At 32.9% G+C, this 17,523-nt stretch carries 21 protein-coding genes; 6 read left to right on the forward strand and 15 right to left on the reverse strand.

The features are described 5' to 3' along the window. Window positions 1-64: 64 nt before the first annotated feature. From NNH57_RS10670 to NNH57_RS10680, 3 genes are all read left to right on the forward strand, one after another. Window positions 65-628 (forward strand): TetR/AcrR family transcriptional regulator, encoded by a 564-nt coding sequence (locus NNH57_RS10670; RefSeq protein WP_074409040.1) that lies wholly within the window; start codon window positions 65-67, stop codon window positions 626-628. Between the two features lie 62 nt (window positions 629-690). Next, complete coding sequence (locus NNH57_RS10675; protein WP_074409041.1) at window positions 691-1,437, forward strand: SDR family NAD(P)-dependent oxidoreductase; 747 nt, start codon at window positions 691-693, stop codon at window positions 1,435-1,437. Window positions 1,438-1,494: 57 nt separating this feature from the next. Then, window positions 1,495-2,547 carry a flavin monoamine oxidase family protein gene (locus tag NNH57_RS10680; protein WP_074409042.1) on the forward strand — a complete coding sequence of 351 codons (1,053 nt, stop codon included), beginning with the start codon at window positions 1,495-1,497 and terminating at the stop codon, window positions 2,545-2,547. A gap of 3 nt (window positions 2,548-2,550) precedes the next feature. On the opposite strand, the gene pafA is transcribed toward NNH57_RS10680, so the two are convergent. Next, window positions 2,551-4,191 (reverse strand): alkaline phosphatase PafA, encoded by a 1,641-nt coding sequence (gene pafA / locus NNH57_RS10685; RefSeq protein WP_082994954.1) that lies wholly within the window; start codon window positions 4,189-4,191, stop codon window positions 2,551-2,553. Between the two features lie 113 nt (window positions 4,192-4,304). On the opposite strand from pafA, the gene NNH57_RS10690 reads away from it, so the two are divergent. Beyond that, window positions 4,305-5,042, forward strand: a complete 738-nt coding sequence (locus tag NNH57_RS10690; RefSeq protein WP_074409043.1) for an MlaE family ABC transporter permease — start codon at window positions 4,305-4,307, stop codon at window positions 5,040-5,042. Next, on the forward strand, window positions 5,042-5,806 hold the full coding sequence (locus tag NNH57_RS10695) for an ABC transporter ATP-binding protein (protein WP_074409044.1): 765 nt from the start codon (window positions 5,042-5,044) through the stop codon (window positions 5,804-5,806). The genes NNH57_RS10690 and NNH57_RS10695 overlap by 1 nt, the downstream gene beginning before the upstream one ends. Window positions 5,807-5,832: 26 nt before the next feature. On the opposite strand, the gene NNH57_RS10700 is transcribed toward NNH57_RS10695, so the two are convergent. The 3 genes from NNH57_RS10700 to NNH57_RS10710 all read right to left on the reverse strand — a co-directional run bounded on the left by NNH57_RS10700 (window position 5,833) and on the right by NNH57_RS10710 (window position 8,039). After that, a complete protein-coding gene (locus tag NNH57_RS10700; protein ID WP_074409045.1) occupies window positions 5,833-6,462 on the reverse strand; it encodes a LysE family translocator in 630 nt (209 codons plus the stop codon). A 189-nt stretch (window positions 6,463-6,651) separates the two neighbouring features. After that, complete coding sequence (locus NNH57_RS10705) at window positions 6,652-7,557, reverse strand: dihydrodipicolinate synthase family protein (RefSeq protein ID WP_108807688.1); 906 nt, start codon at window positions 7,555-7,557, stop codon at window positions 6,652-6,654. Window positions 7,558-7,577: 20 nt separating this feature from the next. Beyond that, window positions 7,578-8,039: a cupin domain-containing protein gene (locus NNH57_RS10710; RefSeq protein ID WP_074409047.1), complete on the reverse strand. Its 462-nt coding sequence runs from the start codon at window positions 8,037-8,039 to the stop codon at window positions 7,578-7,580. A 99-nt stretch (window positions 8,040-8,138) separates the two neighbouring features. Between NNH57_RS10710 and pdxR the strand changes: the two genes are divergently transcribed. Further along, complete coding sequence (gene pdxR / locus NNH57_RS10715; RefSeq protein ID WP_074409048.1) at window positions 8,139-9,554, forward strand: MocR-like pyridoxine biosynthesis transcription factor PdxR; 1,416 nt, start codon at window positions 8,139-8,141, stop codon at window positions 9,552-9,554. Between the two features lie 32 nt (window positions 9,555-9,586). Here pdxR and NNH57_RS10720 read toward each other — a convergent pair whose 3' ends face one another. From NNH57_RS10720 to NNH57_RS10770, 11 genes are all read right to left on the reverse strand, one after another. Further along, complete coding sequence (locus NNH57_RS10720) at window positions 9,587-9,874, reverse strand: YciI family protein (protein WP_074409049.1); 288 nt, start codon at window positions 9,872-9,874, stop codon at window positions 9,587-9,589. A 44-nt stretch (window positions 9,875-9,918) separates the two neighbouring features. Continuing rightward, window positions 9,919-10,461, reverse strand: coding sequence for a DinB family protein (locus tag NNH57_RS10725; RefSeq protein WP_074409050.1), 543 nt, complete (start codon window positions 10,459-10,461; stop codon window positions 9,919-9,921). Then, window positions 10,458-11,375 carry an NAD(+) diphosphatase gene (gene nudC, locus NNH57_RS10730; protein WP_074409051.1) on the reverse strand — a complete coding sequence of 306 codons (918 nt, stop codon included), beginning with the start codon at window positions 11,373-11,375 and terminating at the stop codon, window positions 10,458-10,460. The genes NNH57_RS10725 and nudC overlap by 4 nt, the downstream gene beginning before the upstream one ends. After that, a complete protein-coding gene (locus tag NNH57_RS10735) occupies window positions 11,372-11,704 on the reverse strand; it encodes a winged helix-turn-helix transcriptional regulator (RefSeq protein WP_074409052.1) in 333 nt (110 codons plus the stop codon). The genes nudC and NNH57_RS10735 overlap by 4 nt, the downstream gene beginning before the upstream one ends. Window positions 11,705-11,927: 223 nt before the next feature. After that, window positions 11,928-12,317 carry a hypothetical protein gene (locus tag NNH57_RS10740; RefSeq protein WP_234423358.1) on the reverse strand — a complete coding sequence of 130 codons (390 nt, stop codon included), beginning with the start codon at window positions 12,315-12,317 and terminating at the stop codon, window positions 11,928-11,930. Between the two features lie 83 nt (window positions 12,318-12,400). Beyond that, window positions 12,401-13,279, reverse strand: coding sequence for an AraC family transcriptional regulator (locus NNH57_RS10745; protein WP_108807687.1), 879 nt, complete (start codon window positions 13,277-13,279; stop codon window positions 12,401-12,403). A gap of 33 nt (window positions 13,280-13,312) precedes the next feature. Beyond that, on the reverse strand, window positions 13,313-14,095 hold the full coding sequence (locus tag NNH57_RS10750) for an alpha/beta fold hydrolase (protein WP_108807686.1): 783 nt from the start codon (window positions 14,093-14,095) through the stop codon (window positions 13,313-13,315). Between the two features lie 53 nt (window positions 14,096-14,148). Further along, on the reverse strand, window positions 14,149-14,673 hold the full coding sequence (locus tag NNH57_RS10755) for a DUF4269 domain-containing protein (RefSeq protein WP_074409055.1): 525 nt from the start codon (window positions 14,671-14,673) through the stop codon (window positions 14,149-14,151). 169 nt (window positions 14,674-14,842) lie between these two features. Next, window positions 14,843-15,292 (reverse strand): hypothetical protein, encoded by a 450-nt coding sequence (locus NNH57_RS10760; protein ID WP_108807685.1) that lies wholly within the window; start codon window positions 15,290-15,292, stop codon window positions 14,843-14,845. 55 nt (window positions 15,293-15,347) lie between these two features. After that, window positions 15,348-15,902 carry a GNAT family N-acetyltransferase gene (locus NNH57_RS10765; protein ID WP_074409057.1) on the reverse strand — a complete coding sequence of 185 codons (555 nt, stop codon included), beginning with the start codon at window positions 15,900-15,902 and terminating at the stop codon, window positions 15,348-15,350. Window positions 15,903-16,072: 170 nt separating this feature from the next. Next, on the reverse strand, window positions 16,073-17,518 hold the full coding sequence (locus tag NNH57_RS10770; protein ID WP_234423356.1) for a DUF389 domain-containing protein: 1,446 nt from the start codon (window positions 17,516-17,518) through the stop codon (window positions 16,073-16,075). Between the last annotated feature and the right edge of the window lie 5 nt (window positions 17,519-17,523).

Genomic DNA, 17,523 nt, shown 5'->3' on the forward strand with positions numbered 1-17,523 from the left:
ACTAATTTTGAATTAAAAATAGACAGACTTGTCTGTTTTTAAAATTATTTTGTAGTTTTGTACTGTGAAACACTCTTTAGTAAGACAACATATCATAGAAACTGCCTCTGATCTTTTTTACCAAAAAGGATATAATCGCACTGGTATAAATGAAATCATAAAAGAAGCAGGTATTGCAAAAGCAACACTATACAATCATTTTGCTTCAAAAGAAGATATCTGCCTTGCTTATCTTAGATTTAGAAATGATCTATTTACAAAAAACATAAAAACCTTTGTAGGTAATGCTAAAAAAGGAAAGAATCAACTGTATGCTTTATTTCATTTTCTTATAGAATTCTTTGCAGAAAAAGATTTTAATGGATGCTGGTGTGTAAATACTATTGCCGAAATCCCTAGAGAAAACGAAAAAATCAGGAAAGAGATTCAAAAACAAAAAGAAGAATTTATCGAATTTATAAAAGAACTGGTAGAACAGAACTGTAATCAAAATATAGCTTCAGTAAATGAAGCACTGGCCAAAAGAATTTATTTAATTTACGAAAGCTCTATTTCCGAAAGTAAATTACACCAAAATCAATGGCCAATAGATACTGGTTTATCTCTTTGTAAAAGCATACTGAACTAAAAAATTTTATTAATTAAAGACAGACTTGTCTGTTCAATTTTATTCATCCTAAAAAACTAAAAATGACAACATTCAAAAACAAAACAGCTTTGGTCGTTGGCGGAACGAGCGGAATTGGTAATGCTACCGTAAATACTTTAATCGAAGGAGGTGCTACCGTGCACGTAGTAGGGAGAAATATATCCAAAATACCAGATGCAGATAACATAATTAAACACCAGGTCGATATTACAGATACAGCCAGTGTAAATGAATTAACCGATACCATTTCTAGACTAGATCGCTTAGATTATCTGGTAAACGCATCCGGGATCTTTGGGCCAAAAGCATTTCTGGATCATACGGTAGAGGATTACGATGCTTATCAGGATCTTAACAGAGGATTCTTTTTTATAACGCAATCTGCCGCTAAAAAAATGAAAGAAAATAATAGTGGAGCTATTGTAAATGTAGGTTCGATGTGGGCAAAACAAGCTGTAAAAGCAACTCCTTCTTCTGCTTATTCTATGCAAAAAGCAGGACTACATACTCTTACTCAACACCTGGCAATGGAGCTGGCAGATCACGGGATTAGAGTAAATGCAGTATCTCCTGCCGTAGTCGAAACTCCGGTTTATGATAGTGTTTTTGGCAGTGCCGAAGAAGCTAAAAAAGCGTTGGTAGGGTTTAATAATTTTCACCCTATAGGAAGAAATGGAACTCCGCAAGATATTGCCAATAGTATCACTTTTCTATTATCTGATAAAGCCTCCTGGGTTACTGGTGCGATATGGGATACTGATGGTGGCGTAATTGCCGGACGTAATTAAAAAATAATATCAAAGTAAGGCCTCAGAAGGAGGCTTTACTTTTTACATTTAACTATAATGAAATCAGAAGTACTTATAATTGGTGCCGGATTAACAGGGTTGTTACTTGCTTATAGGTTAAAAGAGCACAATATTCCTTTTAAAATTATCGAAGCTAGAAGTAGAATTGGTGGAAGAATACATACAGTTCTTACTAATGATGAAACACCAATAGAAATGGGGGCTACCTGGATAGGAATCCAGCATCAGGAGTTACTAAAAGTATTAGAAGAATTAAAGCTACCTGTTTTTGAACAATTCATAAAAGGAACTGCATTGTTTGAATCGATATCTACCGCCCCACCTCAGCACATACATTTACCACCAAACCAACAACCAAGTTATCGAATACAAGGAGGAACTATTGCTTTAATTAATACTTTGGCTTCATCTCTTACCAAGGAAGAACTTATTTTAAATGAAAAAGTAACGAGCATTAATTATACTAAAAATCAATTTGAAATTAATACTACTAACCACAACTATCATACGCATAAAGTAGTATCTACATTACCACCTAAGCTTCTTATAAATACTATACATTTTAATCCTTCTTTACCTAAAAACATTATAAAAATAGCTAACAATACCCATACCTGGATGGGAGATTCTATAAAATTTGGAATTGCTTACAAAAGACCATTTTGGAAAGAAAACAAATTTTCGGGAACTGTATTTAGTAATGTGGGGCCGATAACAGAACTATATGATCACTCAAACCACAGAAATACTAAATATGCCTTAAAAGGCTTTTTGCAAAATGAAATGTATCTGGAAACCAAAAAGAACAGAAAATCTAAGGTGATACACCAACTCCAAAAACTCTTTGGTGATGCTGCTTTAGAATACTCTCAATATAAGGAAGAGATTTGGAGACAAGAATCCAATACCTTTAACGATTCTGAACATTTTATCTTTCCTCATCAAAATAACGGTCATCCTATCTATCAAAAAGATTTTTTTGATAATACCTTATTTATTGCAGGTGCCGAAACTGCAACTCTATTTGGAGGATATATGGAAGGTGCAGTTAAAAGTGCACAATCCATATATCAAAAATTAAAAGAATAACTCTTACTCTAACACAAAGGATAGCACTTTTCCTGTTGCCCCGTTAGGAAAAGCAATTCCTAATAAAGCTGAGATAGTAGGTGCAATATCCGGGATATATGTTTCTTGAGTTGTACTTCCTTTTTGTATTCCTTGTCCAAAAAACAATAAAGGAGCATGAGTATCATAGGTTAAACCACTTCCATGAGTCGAACCTGTTTTAGAATACGATATCGTAGCAGGGTCCATTACATATACCACATCACCACTTCTTTTTTGATTATATCCTTTTTGAATTAATGCTGCAATACCGGTAACATATTCACCTGTTTCTAATTGGTTCCTGGTAAATACTTTATCAATTTGATTTTCCTGAAGCATATAATGAGCGAGTGCTTTCTCAAGTTTTTCTGCAGATATTGTATGTTTTTTTAACATGTTATAATCAAAAAACACTTGATTGTTCGATATGTTTTCGATCAATCCATCTACTTTAAACTGTGCTTTTACAAATGCTTTAACCTTGGTCGTAAATGCATCTCTATCAAAATAACCTGCAGGAATCTTAACAGATTTTAAATATGACGGTACATGTACAGCTCCATGATCTGCCGTAAGGAAAACGGTATATTGCCCCTTACCTACTTTAGTATCCAGAGTATCAAAAAAACGTTCTAAATCTTTATCTAATCGCAAATATGTATCTTGAATTTCTTTAGAATTTACTCCAAAGTTATGCCCAACATAATCTGTACTAGAAAAACTTACGGTAAGAAAATCTGTAGTCCTATCAGCCCCCAGTTGCTCCCCTTCGATTGCAGCAATTGCAAAGTCGGTAGTTAAGCTGTTTCCATAAGCCGAAGCTTTAATGATATCATATCCTGCATTTTGATCTTTTAGATTTGCTAGATCGTAAGGAAATGTAGCTGTTTCTTTACCTTTATATCCACCTTCAAACTGATTTTGATCCGGGCCGCTTTCTGTATATGTATTAATATCATAAAGGGTATTCCATACTTTTAAGTAAGACTCTGCCTGGTTAGAAGTATTAAATTTTTTAACCCAATCTGGTAATTCGTTACGGTAATAGGTACTGGTTATCCATTTCCCTTCATCTTTACCTCTAAACCAATATGCGCCATTGGCAGAATGACCAGCTGGCAGAATAGCACCTCGGTCCTTTATAGCAATACCAATTGTTTTTCCTTTTAATTGTGTATGTAATCTATTTTGATCACTTACGGTAGATGTTTTCATACGATGAGGAGACATTCGTTCCATTTCGCTATTAGATCCTACTGCTTTAACCAATGAATCGCTTGCACAATACACCATTGCTTTACCAAACTTATCGTACCAATGATTAGAGATAATTCCATGATTTTTTGGTGTAGTTCCTGTATATATAGAGGCATGACCAGGACCGGTATAAGTAGGTACATAATTAAAATGATTGTTTTTACAATTAAAACCTTCATTGATCATACGTTTAAACCCCCTATCACCGAATCGATTATAAAAACGGGTTAAATAATCATATCGCATTTGATCTACAACAATACCAACTACCAGCTTTGGCGAACTATTGATTTGAACAGCTTCCTGTGCTCTACAAGGTATGCAGCATAACGCAACTAATAAGATTAGAAATACTCTTTTTATCATTATATTTTGAATTTAAATAGCTAAAATACTATTCCTACAAATGTAAAACTTTAATAGAAGGTTAAATGCTATGGATATTTTTTTTTCTATTTTAGCCTTTCTAATTATAATGCATGTTTTACTTAGACGATATTGGTCGCTATTTTTTAATGTTAAAAGGCGTTTTTAGTCGAATGACTAAAGGTTCTGTGATACGGAATCTGATATTTAAAGAGATAGATGATTTAATTATTGGTTCTTTAGGAATAACAGTATTTCTAGCCTTTTTTATTGGAGCGGTTGTAGCCATTCAAACTGCGCTCAATCTTACTAACCCTCTAATTCCCAAAAAGCTTATTGCTTTTGCTTCAAGACAATCTGTAATACTTGAATTTGCTCCTACATTTATTTCTGTTATCATGGCAGGTAAAGTAGGTTCTTTTATTACCTCGAGTATTGGTACAATGCGAGTAACCGAACAAATCGACGCCTTAGAGGTAATGGGTATCAACTCTCTCAATTATTTAGTTTTCCCTAAAATCATTGCCATGCTTACTTATCCTTTTATTATTGCGATAGCAATGTTTGTAGGTATATTTGGAGGATATGTTGCCGGAGTTTATGGGGGATTTATTTCTAGCTCAGAATTTTTGACAGGACTGCGAGAGGAGTTTATTCCTTATCACCTGGTATATGCTTTTATAAAAACTTTTTTATATTCTTTTCTACTAGCAACCATACCATCATTTCATGGGTATTATATGAAAGGTGGTGCACTAGAAGTTGGTAAAGCAAGTACTTCTGCCTTTGTATGGACTACGGTTTCTATTGTCATATCTAATTATATTCTCACTCAACTATTATTAAGCTAATGATAGAAGTTACCAATTTACATAAAGGGTTTAACGGAGAAGAAATTCTAAAAGGAATTACTACAACCTTTGATAGAGGCAAAACTAATCTCATCATTGGTACCAGTGGAAGTGGTAAAACTGTATTCTTAAAATGCTTACTTGGACTTTTTACTCCAGAACAAGGTTCTATTTGCTATGATGGTAGCACATATTCCGAACTTAATGAGGAAGAACAAAGAAGCTTGCGAGAGCAGATGGGAATGGTTTTTCAGGGTAGTGCGTTATTTGACTCTATGACCGTAGAAGAAAATGTAATGTTTCCTCTTATGATGTTTACCAAACAAAAAAAGGAAGAAATGTTAGAGCGGGTTCATGAGGTTTTAGATCGTGTACATCTTGAAAATGCTGAGAAAAAGTTACCTTCAGAAATTAGTGGTGGAATGCAAAAACGTGTAGCCATTGCACGTGCCATAGTAACACGTCCCAAATATCTATTCTGTGATGAACCTAACTCTGGACTTGATCCCAGAACTGCTATTGTTATAGATAACCTAATTAAAGAAATTACTGAAGAATACAATATCACCACCGTAATCAATACGCACGATATGAATTCGGTAATGGAAATTGGTGAAAAAATCGTTTTTCTTAAAAATGGTAATTTAGAATGGGAAGGTGATAAAACCCAAATATTCAAAACCGATAATAAAGCAGTAACCGATTTTGTATACTCTTCTAATTTGTTTAAAAAAGTTCGAGACGCTCAGTTAAAAGGCCTATAGTTCGCAATATAAACAAACATTATTTCTTATGTATTAGTTCGTCTTACCATGGATAATAGTACTCCACTAAAAATCAATAACGTTCCTATGATTTTATTTTGCAAATGAATCTTTTCCTTATTTTCAAGATATTTTTTTAATCGGGATGCAAATCTAACATACATAAAAAGACTAATACCATCAATTACCAAATAGGTTATCCCTAATACTAATACTTGTGGCGCAAAGGCAAGACTTTCATCGATAAACAAAGGAAATAATGCAGCGAAAAATACAATTGCTTTTGGGTTTGATGCAGACATAAAAAAACCTTCGCTATATAATTTTAAAAAACCCTTTTCTCTATTCTTTTTTTTGAATTGTTCGACATTTGGTTTTGAAATAATTTTTGTCACCCCCATATATATCAAATATCCAACACCAATCCATTTTATAAGGCCAAAAATTTCTCCCGAAGAAATAACGATAGATGCTAACCCCAGCGAGGATAAAAGAATCTGTATAGCATTTGCCGATAAGTCTCCTAATATAGTTCCAACTGTCTTTTTTGTTCCGTAATTCATACTATTCGCAGAAGCAAGTAGTACACTTGGTCCGGGAGTTACTGCAATAATAAAAACTGTTCCTATAAACGAAATCAAAAGTGTAAGATTCATACCGATTGTTTTTTATAATTATTCTAAAAATAGCAAAATAATAATTGCAAATCCAGGACTAGCATTATTAATAAATAGGTAAGTAGAATCTAACTTTATATTCTACTTACCTATTGGATCAATTTAGTCTAAGCAATAGTGCTCTTTCTTAGTTTATTTTGTTTAAAGTTATTCTATTTTTCTTTTACTTCACCCTATTATTTTTTCAATACCATGCTTCGATTTTTCTAAAATGATTTTTAGTTCACTCTCTTCTATATCTGTTAATGGCTTTAATGGACTTCTCAAATTTCCTCCCTCTTCTCCTAAAATCGTTAAACCCGCCTGAACTGCTCTTGGTAATCCTTTGTTAACTATATATTTCAGGAGATTGATCTGTTTATAAAATATGTTTTGCGCATCTCTCAAATCATTTTTTTGAATTGCATCATACAACGCAATATTAAGTTCGGGAATAAGATTTGGAGCTGCAGTACACCAACCCGTTGCTCCTGCAGAAAGAGCGGCTAATGCCAAAGGATTCGAACCATTATAAAAAGCTACATCTTCCCCCAATTCTTTTCTTAAATAGTGCATACGTTGCACATCGCCTGTGCTTTCTTTAATCATGGTAACATTAGGGATTTCTAACAAACGTTTTAGTAGTGCAGGTGACATATCTACCCCACTTGTAGCAGGATTATTATAGGCCATAATTGGAATAGAAATCTGTTTTGCTACCGTGTCATAGTGCCGAACGATCTCATCATCTGTCAATTTCCAGTAACTCATTGGGATGATCATAACCGCTGTAGCACCAGCTTTTTCTGCAAACTTAGCATGATGCACTGTTCTTTCTGTTGTTAGATTCGAAACTCCAACTAAAACAGGAAGTCGTTTATTCACTTGCTGAATTGTTGCTTCGGTTATCGCCTCTTTTTCCTGATCAGTAAGATAAGGAAGTACACCTGTACTTCCTAAAGGAGCAATACCGTGAGATCCATTTCTTATTAATCGTTCTAAAAGTTTTCTAAACAAATCAACATCTACCTTTTCATTAGTATCAAATGGTGTTATTGGATAAGCAATCACGCCCTTAAATTGTACATTTTTCATAATGTATTTTTTTTTGATGATTATAAATCTCTACCTTCTTCTTCACGAAGTGCTACACCTAAGTTTTGAAGCTGGGGTGCATTTTCACTGGCAATGTATTTTGCATTTTTTGTACTACTCAAATTTTTATGACGATGCCAGGTCCAACTGGGAATGTAAACAGCATCCCCTGCTTTCCAATCTACTCTCACATCTTCTATTTCGGTATACCCTTCTCCTTCGATTACATACAATAATGTTTCATACGTATGCCTATGTTTGTTTGTCATTTGGTCTGGTAACAAACCTCCAATCGTCATACTTACATTTTTACTAGGTAGATCTATAAAAAAAACAGGATGTTTTCTTTCTGTAGAGAATTGATCGTGTACCCCTGCATTTTCTACATTTTTATGTATTAATGTGTCTGGCATTACAAATTTTGGTCTTGCAAAAGTTTCATGAAAATCTTTTGAACTGAATTTTTTTTCTTTAGTTTCCATTGTTTTCTAATTTTTTGTTCATTGTATTATTACGATGTAAAAGTATTTTATATTTGGACTATCTTTATGGTACAGAAAAGACATAAATAGACAGTCCAGATGCTTAGACCTTGGAAACTTCAAATTAAAATCGATCTTACTAGTAAGAAAGCTATATATCTACAAATTGCAGATGCTATTATTGATGCAATTAAAAATGAGCAATTACATAAAAACCAGGCTTTACCGGGAAGCAGACAATTAGCAGAATTAATAAAAGTAAACAGGAATACGGTTGTTGAAGGTTTAAACGTCTTAATCGCAGAAGGGTGGCTTGTTTCTAAAGAAAGAAAAGGAACATTTGTGGCTAATGTTTTTCCTAAACAGGATCAACATAAAAGTGTTTACAGGCAAAATACTACAGATGACAAGCATTCATCAAAACCATTGATCGTTTTTGACGACGGGTTTCCGGATAGTAGACTTGCTCCTACCACGGCATTAGCAAGAGCATACAGGCAAATTTTTAATCGCAAAGCTCGTTGGCAAATGATGGGGTACAGTAATGAACTCGGGGATTCTGAGTTTAGAAATGCAATGGTACAAATGCTAAATTTTAAACGAGGGATGAATACTTCAATTCATGAAATTTGCATCACCAGAGGTAGCCAAATGGCAATGTATTTAACAAGTCATTGTTTATTAGAAAAAAATGATTTTGTATTAATAGAAAATCCAGGATATAAACCAGCATGGCGAGCTTTTGAGAGTATTGGAGCCAATCTTCTTCCTGTTTCGATAGATGATCAAGGGTTAAGTATCGATGATGTAAAGTATTATTTAAAAAAGCATAAAAAGATAAAAGCATTATACACAACTCCTCATCATCAATTTCCCACAACTGTAACCATGAGCCTGCAAAGACGTTTAGAATTAATCTCATTATCTAATCAATATGGATTTACCATCATTGAGGATGATTACGATAATGAATTTCATTTTGGATACAGGCCAGTTTTACCGATTTCTAGTTTTGATAACGTTCAGCATTTTATTTACATAGGAACATTAAGTAAGATCATTGCACCTGCCCTGCGTATTGGTTATTTGGTGGGAAGCCAAAGTTTTGTAAAAAAGGCAGGAGATCTTCGTAAAATTATTGATGTACAGGGTGATAATATCATGGAGCAAGCCATTTTACAATTAATAAAAGACGGAGAAGTAAAACGTCATTTAAAAAAGACTTCGGCGATATATAAAGCCAAAAGAGACTATTTCGAAACCTTACTTCATACATATCTAAAAGAAAAAGTATCTTTTAGTAAACCAGATGGAGGGCTTGCTTTTTGGTTGGTTCCTAAAAAAGAAGTGGATGTTTTTCAGATTGCCAAAAAACTAAACATGCAAGGTATAGATATTATTACGCCTAATAAATTTAGTTTTATCAACCCCATACATGGTTTCCGTTTAGGGTATGCATCATTATCCGAAGAACATTTAAAAAAAGGAGTTATTGCGCTTTCTAAGTTATTATAACGATATATCACACAAACCTTATCCCCATACTCTTATTTATGATAGTGATTTAAATCTGTTGTACTCATTACAGGGGTGAATTCTATTATACTATATTCTGCTATTTCTTTTTGTATTAGCGGATCTTTATCTAAGATTTCATAAACTTCTTCTTCAGAGTCGCAATTTGCGATTACAATTCCTCCTGTTCTTGGTGATTTGGGCCCCCCTATTATAAATTTCCCTGTGTTGTATTGTTCTGAAATATAACTACGGTGGGCTTCAGTAAAACGATTAACTTCTTCTATTGGTTTAACAAAATTAAAATTGATAATAAACATCGTGTATTTTTTTTTAGTTCTTAGTTACAATTTTGACATCTACACTATTCTGGTTTTATATCCAAATACCGTTCTTTTATGATATTAAAATGCCTTAGTTCATGCCCCGCTATATGATATGCTAATCCCCTAACAGTTCTTTTATTAATATTTCCGACAGATATACCACTCCTCATAAAACAATCATCAGGTAAGTATTTAAAAAGGGCTATGGTCGATTTTCTAACCATCTCATATTCATCAAATATGCTTTCTAAACTTCGCTCATTAGCTTTAGAATAAATTGCATAATCTTTTTCTTCGAACCCAGGTAAAGGTGTTTTATCATTTCTCGCATATCGTAATGCCCGGTATGAAAAAATACGTTCATCATCTATAATATGCACCAGGATTTCTTTAATAGTCCACTTATTCTTAGCATACTTGTGGTACAATTTTTCTTCTGGCAAATTGTATATAAAATTCTTGATGGTAATGAAATTATCCCACAAATGATTTAAAATTTTGCCGTCATCCTGCAACAAATCCATGTACATACTAGAGTAAGAAGGAAACTCACCAGAAATAGGTTTATCAATTTTCCTCATAACATTTTGTTTAGGTTGTTATTCGCCCAAGTTTCTATTAAAAATCTAGCTATCGAATCTGGTCTCGAAAGTATTAGTTCTTCTTTTGATACACTCTCATGTATTTGTTCTGCCGAAAACCAGGCAGCATCCATAATTTCTTCGCCATCAACCTCAAATTCTGTATGTTCTACTTCGGCAACAAATCCCATCATTAAAGAAGATGAAAATGACCATGGTTGCGAGTCGACATAGCGTAAATTAGTTACAGCTACATTCACTTCTTCTTTCATTTCTCTTACTACAGCATCTTCAAGGCTTTCTCCAATTTCGACAAACCCTGCAAATGTGGAACACATATATCCATTATCAATTTTTCTTTTATTCAACAAACATAATGGTTGCCCTTCTTTTGGTTTATACTCAATAAGTACAATAATAGCTGGTGAGATTTGTGGATAGAAAATAGTAGAGCATTTTGGGTTTTTACATTTTTTGCTATGTCCATTTTCCCAGTTTTTAGTATCTGCTCCACAAGCACCACAAAACTTGGTTATTTGATGCCACTTATTTATCCCTAAAGCATACGCCAAAAGTGCTGCCTGTTCATTTTCTAATTGATCCACCAAATCCCGAACATCACAAAACCAGCCCCCTTTTAAAATTTTTGAAACACTTTTTACATCTGCTTCTGTTAAGTCGGCTGTCCAGATTTTTTTGCCTTTCTGTACTCCTAAAAAAGAACTGTTAAGAGAAACCTGTTTAAATAATTCTAATGGAAATAAAGCTAACTCTTTTCTTTCCTTTTCTTGAAAGAAATAAAATTTATGTTGAAACGAAATAATCAAAACATCATTTGAAGAAATCACTGAAGAAGTTCTTCTGTTTTCAGCTGCTCTATCAAAAAATGGATTACTATAATATTGTTTTTTCATTTCGAGCTATAGTTATTTGCCCAGGTTTTTGCCCATTTACCTAGTGGAGATAATAATTCGAATAGTTCTTTCCCTTGCTTAGTTAACATATATCCATCAATAGAACGCTCAATAAGATGAGATTCTGTAAGCTCCTTTAATCTCTTATTTAACGTAGTGGGAGAAATTGATTCGCAATACTCTTGTAATTTCCTAAATGTACTTGGACCTCTATACAGATGCCATATTATTCCCATAGCCCAACTTCTTCCTAACAGATCGAAAAGAGCCATGATGGGTTGTCCGGTTTTTGATCCTCTAACTGGTTTTCCTGGTTTTGGTGTTGCCATATTACAAATGCTACATATTTAATAGCAAAGCTACATAAAGTGTAGCAATAAATCAATAAAAATAATATTTATGTTTACAGATAGCATTATCTGTAGTATTATAAACAGTATTCGTATTGAGTTATAAAAAAACAGAAGACAATTTGACCCCAAAATCAAATTGCCTTCCATTACATACAAAAATAGCTACTGTAGGTGTCTCTTTTTTTAAAGAGAGTAGGTTCTAATTTCTAAAAACAGAATAGACTCTAACATCTGGGGCGTTTTCTAAATAAGGTTTTAATTCTCTAACCACATCTTTTTCGAATAAATTCGATGACAGGTATGCTTTTGCATCAGCTTCAGATTCAAAACCATGCATCACCTGTACATCTTCGGTTCTTAGGATCAATTCTTTTGATACTGCTCCTTTGATTTGTTTTAAAAATGGCTCTTTGTATTTAAGATATATACCAGCAGCGCGCTCTCGATTTTCTGATTTGATTTTCAGGGTAATTTGTAAATAGGCATTTGTTTCTGCTTTTTTATCCATTGTCATTGATGTTAAAGTTAATAGCACTATTGTCGCGAATATTGGCAATAGTCTGATCGAAAATTTAAATTTTGATTTCATTGCATTTATAATTTTGTTACAGAACAAAAGTAGCTCGCAACGAAACCCAATAAAATGGACAAAACCTACTATAATTAGTAAATTTAGGAAATCGTTTTCCTAAACTCTGAGGGAGAGATTTTAAGATGTTTTTTAAAATACTTGATAAAATAATAAGGATCTTGAAATCCTAAATCATATCCGATTTGGTTTATACGTGCATTAGTATGTATCAATTTTCTTTTGGCTTCCAAAAGGATTCTATCGGCAATCACTTGCGAAGTTGTTTTCCCCATTTCGGATTTAATAATAGAATTAAGTGTTTTTGTTGAAATGGAAAGCTCATCTGCATAATTGGATACAGACCAGTTTTGATTAAAATTATGCTCTAAAAGGTCTCTAAACTTGAGATATGTAAAATTACGGCTTAAGTCTGTTTTGATTGTTTTACCATTTTTTCGCTTCTCACGTTCTATACGAAGCAAAAAAGCTTTTAGTACATTAGATAGAATCATTTGGTTACCAAACTCACCACTATTCTTAGTTTCATTTTCTATTTGCTGAAAATAACTTAAAATCTGGTGTTCCTGTTCATTAGGAACCTGATAGAAGGGTTCTTGGTGATTATTGAATATAGAGTAGGTAAGAAAAAAGTTGATATCGGTTTCATTATTTAAAATAAATGATTCATTAAAATGAAGCAATAAACCACTATAGTCCTGGCGTTTTTCAAAAAAATGAATCTGATTTTTAGCAATAAAAAAAATCCTGTTTTTTTTAATATCATACTCTTCAAAATCTATAAAATGCTTTCCTTTATTGCTTTTAAACCAAATAATCTGATAAAAACTATGTGTATGTGGTTTTGAAGAATGTTGAGAATTCGTTTTTTGATATTCGGCCAAATCATAAATATCAAACTGCCTCTTTTGGGGTTCATCTTTTAGAAAATGATATTTTTCGATTTCTTGTTCTGACATCATTTTTGATTCATATTATCCTCGAAATGGGATTTGTTATATGGAGTATACTTTTTTTATAATTTCACTTACATCGGCATAGAAATGCTTTGAATTTTCTATCATATGCCAGTGCCCTACGCCTTTATAAAGCTTGTTTGGGATATTATGTTCTTTTATAAATCTCTGGGTGTCTTTTGGAGTATCCAAATCACCCCATATATAGATCTTATTACAAGTTAAGTCTTTGAACTCAAACCCGCATTTATTATCCTTAATGTGTTCCTGGCTTGTAATCCCCCAGTTACGCATTCCCTGTGGTTCGGCAAACCTAAAGCTGCAATAATATCTTTTATATCGTTCTTCTTTGATTGCATTTTCAAAAATCCTTTTCTCAAAGGATTGAGTAAATTCTTTTGCTGTATTATATTGTAAAGGCTTGCTTGAAAAATAGCTATCTGCCTCTGTTAGGTTTCCTTCTATATTAATATAGTAATTAATCTTACTTGCTAATTGTTGGCAAACCCAGGTTCCTATAAGTGCACCAATCGAATGTGCAACAATATTTGTTTTTATGTTGTTCTCTGTTTCTCTTTCTATTACTTGTGAAAGTAAATCTGCTTGCTCTTTAATCGATACATATTCAGAGTTTATAGGACTAACTCCAAACCCAGGAAGATCTACAATATAAAGATTAAATTCTGACGCAAGATCAGAGTTAAAAACCTCTTTATAGGCTAAACCAGAATCAGCAAATCCATGTAAGAACCAAATTGATTGTTTGGTTTTATCTACAATATTATACCTTATAAATATACCGTCAAGAACTTTTATTTTCATGTGTTTTTTAAAGTGTAAAGATTATTGTTTTTAACTCTATAGCCTCTTGTTTTTTAATATCTCAATTTTAATAGTTCCTTATAAGGATCTCCTTTCAAACCTAAGAGTTGAGCAAATGCTTGTTCGGTTTTCACTCCATTAGATTTTAACTCCTTTATTTTGGACCGAAACTCAACTCCTTTTTCCTTCAAAATCTTATGTTCTACGATCATATGTCTATACGCATCTTGTTGTTCTGTAGGAATATTTTGTCCGAAAATCTCAATATCAAATCCATTGGATCGAAACCGGCAAATCGTTCTTTTTGTTTTACCATATGTTCGGGTCGAAATCGCAAAGCCTTTTTCTTTTTGAAATAACCCAATAACCATGTTTGAAAATTTTGCATGGTCTTCGCATTTACAAATGATATCCAGATCACTTTGCGGTACATCAATATCAATAGGTATAGTTCCTGTAAGAATCGGGGTATATGCCTTCAATACTTGCATAATATCCAAACCTAATAAGGTGTCATATGCTTTTCTTTGCCGAATATTTCCAAATTTTAAATACGCTATATTTCTAAAATCTGTCATGACTACTGAAACAAAAACTATTATCAGCGTAAGGTATAAAACGGCTATAAAAATATGTTATAAAATTAAGTTAATGCCTGCCAAAATAATCATTTGGTCATCTTATCTCTACTATAGAAATATTCCTTGTAATCAACCTCGTTAATTCATTGGACTGCCATACCAAATCCTATTCTTTTTTGCTGCTTGTAGTTTGTTCTTGTACTGAGTGAGCATCTATTCTATATCCAGTTGCATTTTGTCCTTCTGGACTCCCTATTACTATACCATAAAACACATTACCATCAATTAGTACGTTCTTTTTATTGTATATAGATAGATCTAATCTTTGATTCTTACTTATTACGGGTATCGTTATTTCGTTATCCAATAGTATTTCCCAATCCCAAAACATATGACCTGCTCCTTTTCCTGTTTTATTCGGAGTATATGTTCTAAGTATTCCTTTAACAACTATTCGTTTATTTTTATTTTTTTCAAGGCATTCAAAATTAGTACAAGTAGTATAATTTTGATCTTTTATTACTTTACCAATTTTTCTTTCTTGTACACAAGAAATCATGATTACCATAATCAAAAGAAGAACGGCATTAAGCTTTGTATCTATTTTTTTAAACATTGGAGTATATCTTTTATTACAAATCTAGACTTATACAACGACTACTATTACTTCCTTAATTATTTTTTCTTTTATCAGTTTCAAGTATCGAGTATCCAAAATTGTCTGACCATCCCGATTTTAAAGGTAATATTTGCCTACCTCTTCCTTCTCTTATCATTCCTACTTTCTCAAGAACCTTTATAGAACCAATATTATCTACTGCGCATCCAGCTTCTATTCGATGTAATTTGAGAGTTTCAAATCCAAAATCTATTACTGCTCTTAAAGATTCTGTGGCGTATCCTTTTTTCCAATAATCAGAATGTATCTTATACCAAATTTCTCCTCTATTATATTTTTTATTTCCGATTTTTAACCCAAATAGGCCTAAGAATTTTCCATCAGATTTAGTTTCAATTGCAAATGTATAATTCTTTATTTCATGCAATTGATTTTCTTCAATCCAGGGCTCTATTATAGATTTAGTTTCTTCAATATGTATTGGAATTCCCAAGGTATTATATTCATCAGTCTCGGGTAAAGAATGTAATTTATGAATCGAATCTAAATCCGATAACGTAATCAATCTTAATTTCGTTCTTTCTGTTACTATTTCGATTCTGGTCATTTTTAAAATACAATATGATAAGATTTAAAACTTTTTATTATCCTCTATTTATTATATAGTATCCATTTCCCAACGAGTTACTTTCTTAGTTCCTCCTTCTTAAAGTACAGATACTCCTAAGACAATAATTACAGAAAAAGAATATAGATTTATTTTATCTACCTCCTTCATTATTCTACATACAATGTATCTGCCTTCATTTCTTTGGTAATCCATTCTTGCAGTTTGTTTACCCTAATAGCATTAAGACTATCGGATACCTGAAATTTCCATCTAGGAAAGATAACTTGCACGGTATCTACTTTTAAGAAATTTGATTTTTGTACCTCGCCATATCCTAGTTCTGCCAAATCTGGGAATCGTATTTTTGCATCTTTGGCTATACTGGCATACGGCATTATGGTTACCGGAACTACCTTATTTGCTTCTTTGAGTTGAGTTTCTAGACCGGCTATCTTAATCTTAAGGTCTTCAATTTCATCCAGAAGCTTATCATTTTCTTTTTCTACACGATTTAACTGCACTATAGACCTATCATATGCTTTGGATACTTGATCAATACCTCTTGACTTATTACCATTTATTGCCAATGCAAAATCACTAATACTGGTATATTTTTTAATTTCATTTTGCAAATCACTAACGGTAGCCTCATTAATCTCTCCATCAAAATATAATTTTATAGATTCATTATTATAATCATAGAAATCTTTTCTGAGGTACAAGTTTTCATTAGCATCAATTTCATTAGCTTTAAATGCCTTATAATCCCGTTCTGCATTACTCTCATTAAGAGTTACATAGAATGTATAACTCGCAGGTATCATTACTAATATTGCTAGTAAAGAGGCAAGTCGTGCTATACGTTTTCTTTTTGCAGAATTAGCATACCGCAACATTGGGAAACGCAATAATTTGGAAACGATAAATGTAGATAAAGCAATAAATGTGGCATTAATAGAAAACAAATACAGTGCTCCCAGGGCATACTCTAATTTCCACTCTGCAATACCATACCCTACTGTACATAGAGGTGGCATTAACGCAGTAGCAATAGCTACTCCTGCTATAGCATTAGGCATTGTTCCTTTTTTAGATTTGGCGACAATTAGTGCCAAACCTCCAAAAACTGCAACTAATACATCCAAGATAGTAGGTGCTGTCCTGGATTCTAACTCTGGAGTTAATTCTGTTAAAGGAGAAGCCCAAAAATATAATGTGGCAGCAAGAACACTTAGACCTACCATCACACCCAGATTAACCAGAGATCTTCTTAATGTATCAATATCATTAATAGCAATAGATAATCCAATTCCAACAATTGGTCCCATTAATGGAGAAATTAACATCGCTCCTATCACTACTGCCGTAGAACTTACATTAAGACCAATAGACGCTACAAATACCGAAAAAATAAGAATCCAGGCATTATGTCCTTTAAAAGGGATATCATTTTTAACATCCTCTATTGTTTGATCCTTATCTGTCTCTGATCTTATATCTAATAGTTCTCTAACAAATGTATTAGCACTGGCAAAAAGGCCTTTGGCATCTCTCTTTACTGTTTCTGCCATCTCGTCCTGATCAGGAACGGGTTGATTTGTATTTTCTGTCATTGTAC

Origin of the sequence: Aquimarina spinulae (genome assembly GCF_943373825.1) — a bacterium.
Taxonomy (GTDB): Bacteria; Bacteroidota; Bacteroidia; order Flavobacteriales; family Flavobacteriaceae; genus Aquimarina; species Aquimarina spinulae.

Coding starts and splice junctions, on each gene's coding strand:
- NNH57_RS10675 (WP_074409041.1), top strand. CDS start 691: ATGACAACATTCAAAAACAAAACAGCTTTGGTCGTTGGCGGAACGAGC.
- NNH57_RS10680 (WP_074409042.1), top strand. CDS start 1,495: ATGAAATCAGAAGTACTTATAATTGGTGCCGGATTAACAGGGTTGTTA.
- pafA (WP_082994954.1), bottom strand. CDS start 4,191: ATGATAAAAAGAGTATTTCTAATCTTATTAGTTGCGTTATGCTGCATA.
- NNH57_RS10690 (WP_074409043.1), top strand. CDS start 4,305: ATGTTTTACTTAGACGATATTGGTCGCTATTTTTTAATGTTAAAAGGC.
- NNH57_RS10695 (WP_074409044.1), top strand. CDS start 5,042: ATGATAGAAGTTACCAATTTACATAAAGGGTTTAACGGAGAAGAAATT.
- NNH57_RS10700 (WP_074409045.1), bottom strand. CDS start 6,462: ATGAATCTTACACTTTTGATTTCGTTTATAGGAACAGTTTTTATTATT.
- NNH57_RS10705 (WP_108807688.1), bottom strand. CDS start 7,557: ATGAAAAATGTACAATTTAAGGGCGTGATTGCTTATCCAATAACACCA.
- NNH57_RS10710 (WP_074409047.1), bottom strand. CDS start 8,039: ATGGAAACTAAAGAAAAAAAATTCAGTTCAAAAGATTTTCATGAAACT.
- pdxR (WP_074409048.1), top strand. CDS start 8,139: ATGCTTAGACCTTGGAAACTTCAAATTAAAATCGATCTTACTAGTAAG.
- NNH57_RS10720 (WP_074409049.1), bottom strand. CDS start 9,874: ATGTTTATTATCAATTTTAATTTTGTTAAACCAATAGAAGAAGTTAAT.
- NNH57_RS10725 (WP_074409050.1), bottom strand. CDS start 10,461: ATGAGGAAAATTGATAAACCTATTTCTGGTGAGTTTCCTTCTTACTCT.
- nudC (WP_074409051.1), bottom strand. CDS start 11,375: ATGAAAAAACAATATTATAGTAATCCATTTTTTGATAGAGCAGCTGAA.
- NNH57_RS10735 (WP_074409052.1), bottom strand. CDS start 11,704: ATGGCAACACCAAAACCAGGAAAACCAGTTAGAGGATCAAAAACCGGA.
- NNH57_RS10740 (WP_234423358.1), bottom strand. CDS start 12,317: ATGAAATCAAAATTTAAATTTTCGATCAGACTATTGCCAATATTCGCG.
- NNH57_RS10745 (WP_108807687.1), bottom strand. CDS start 13,279: ATGATGTCAGAACAAGAAATCGAAAAATATCATTTTCTAAAAGATGAA.
- NNH57_RS10750 (WP_108807686.1), bottom strand. CDS start 14,095: ATGAAAATAAAAGTTCTTGACGGTATATTTATAAGGTATAATATTGTA.
- NNH57_RS10755 (WP_074409055.1), bottom strand. CDS start 14,673: ATGACAGATTTTAGAAATATAGCGTATTTAAAATTTGGAAATATTCGG.
- NNH57_RS10760 (WP_108807685.1), bottom strand. CDS start 15,292: ATGTTTAAAAAAATAGATACAAAGCTTAATGCCGTTCTTCTTTTGATT.
- NNH57_RS10765 (WP_074409057.1), bottom strand. CDS start 15,902: ATGACCAGAATCGAAATAGTAACAGAAAGAACGAAATTAAGATTGATT.
- NNH57_RS10770 (WP_234423356.1), bottom strand. CDS start 17,518: ATGACAGAAAATACAAATCAACCCGTTCCTGATCAGGACGAGATGGCA.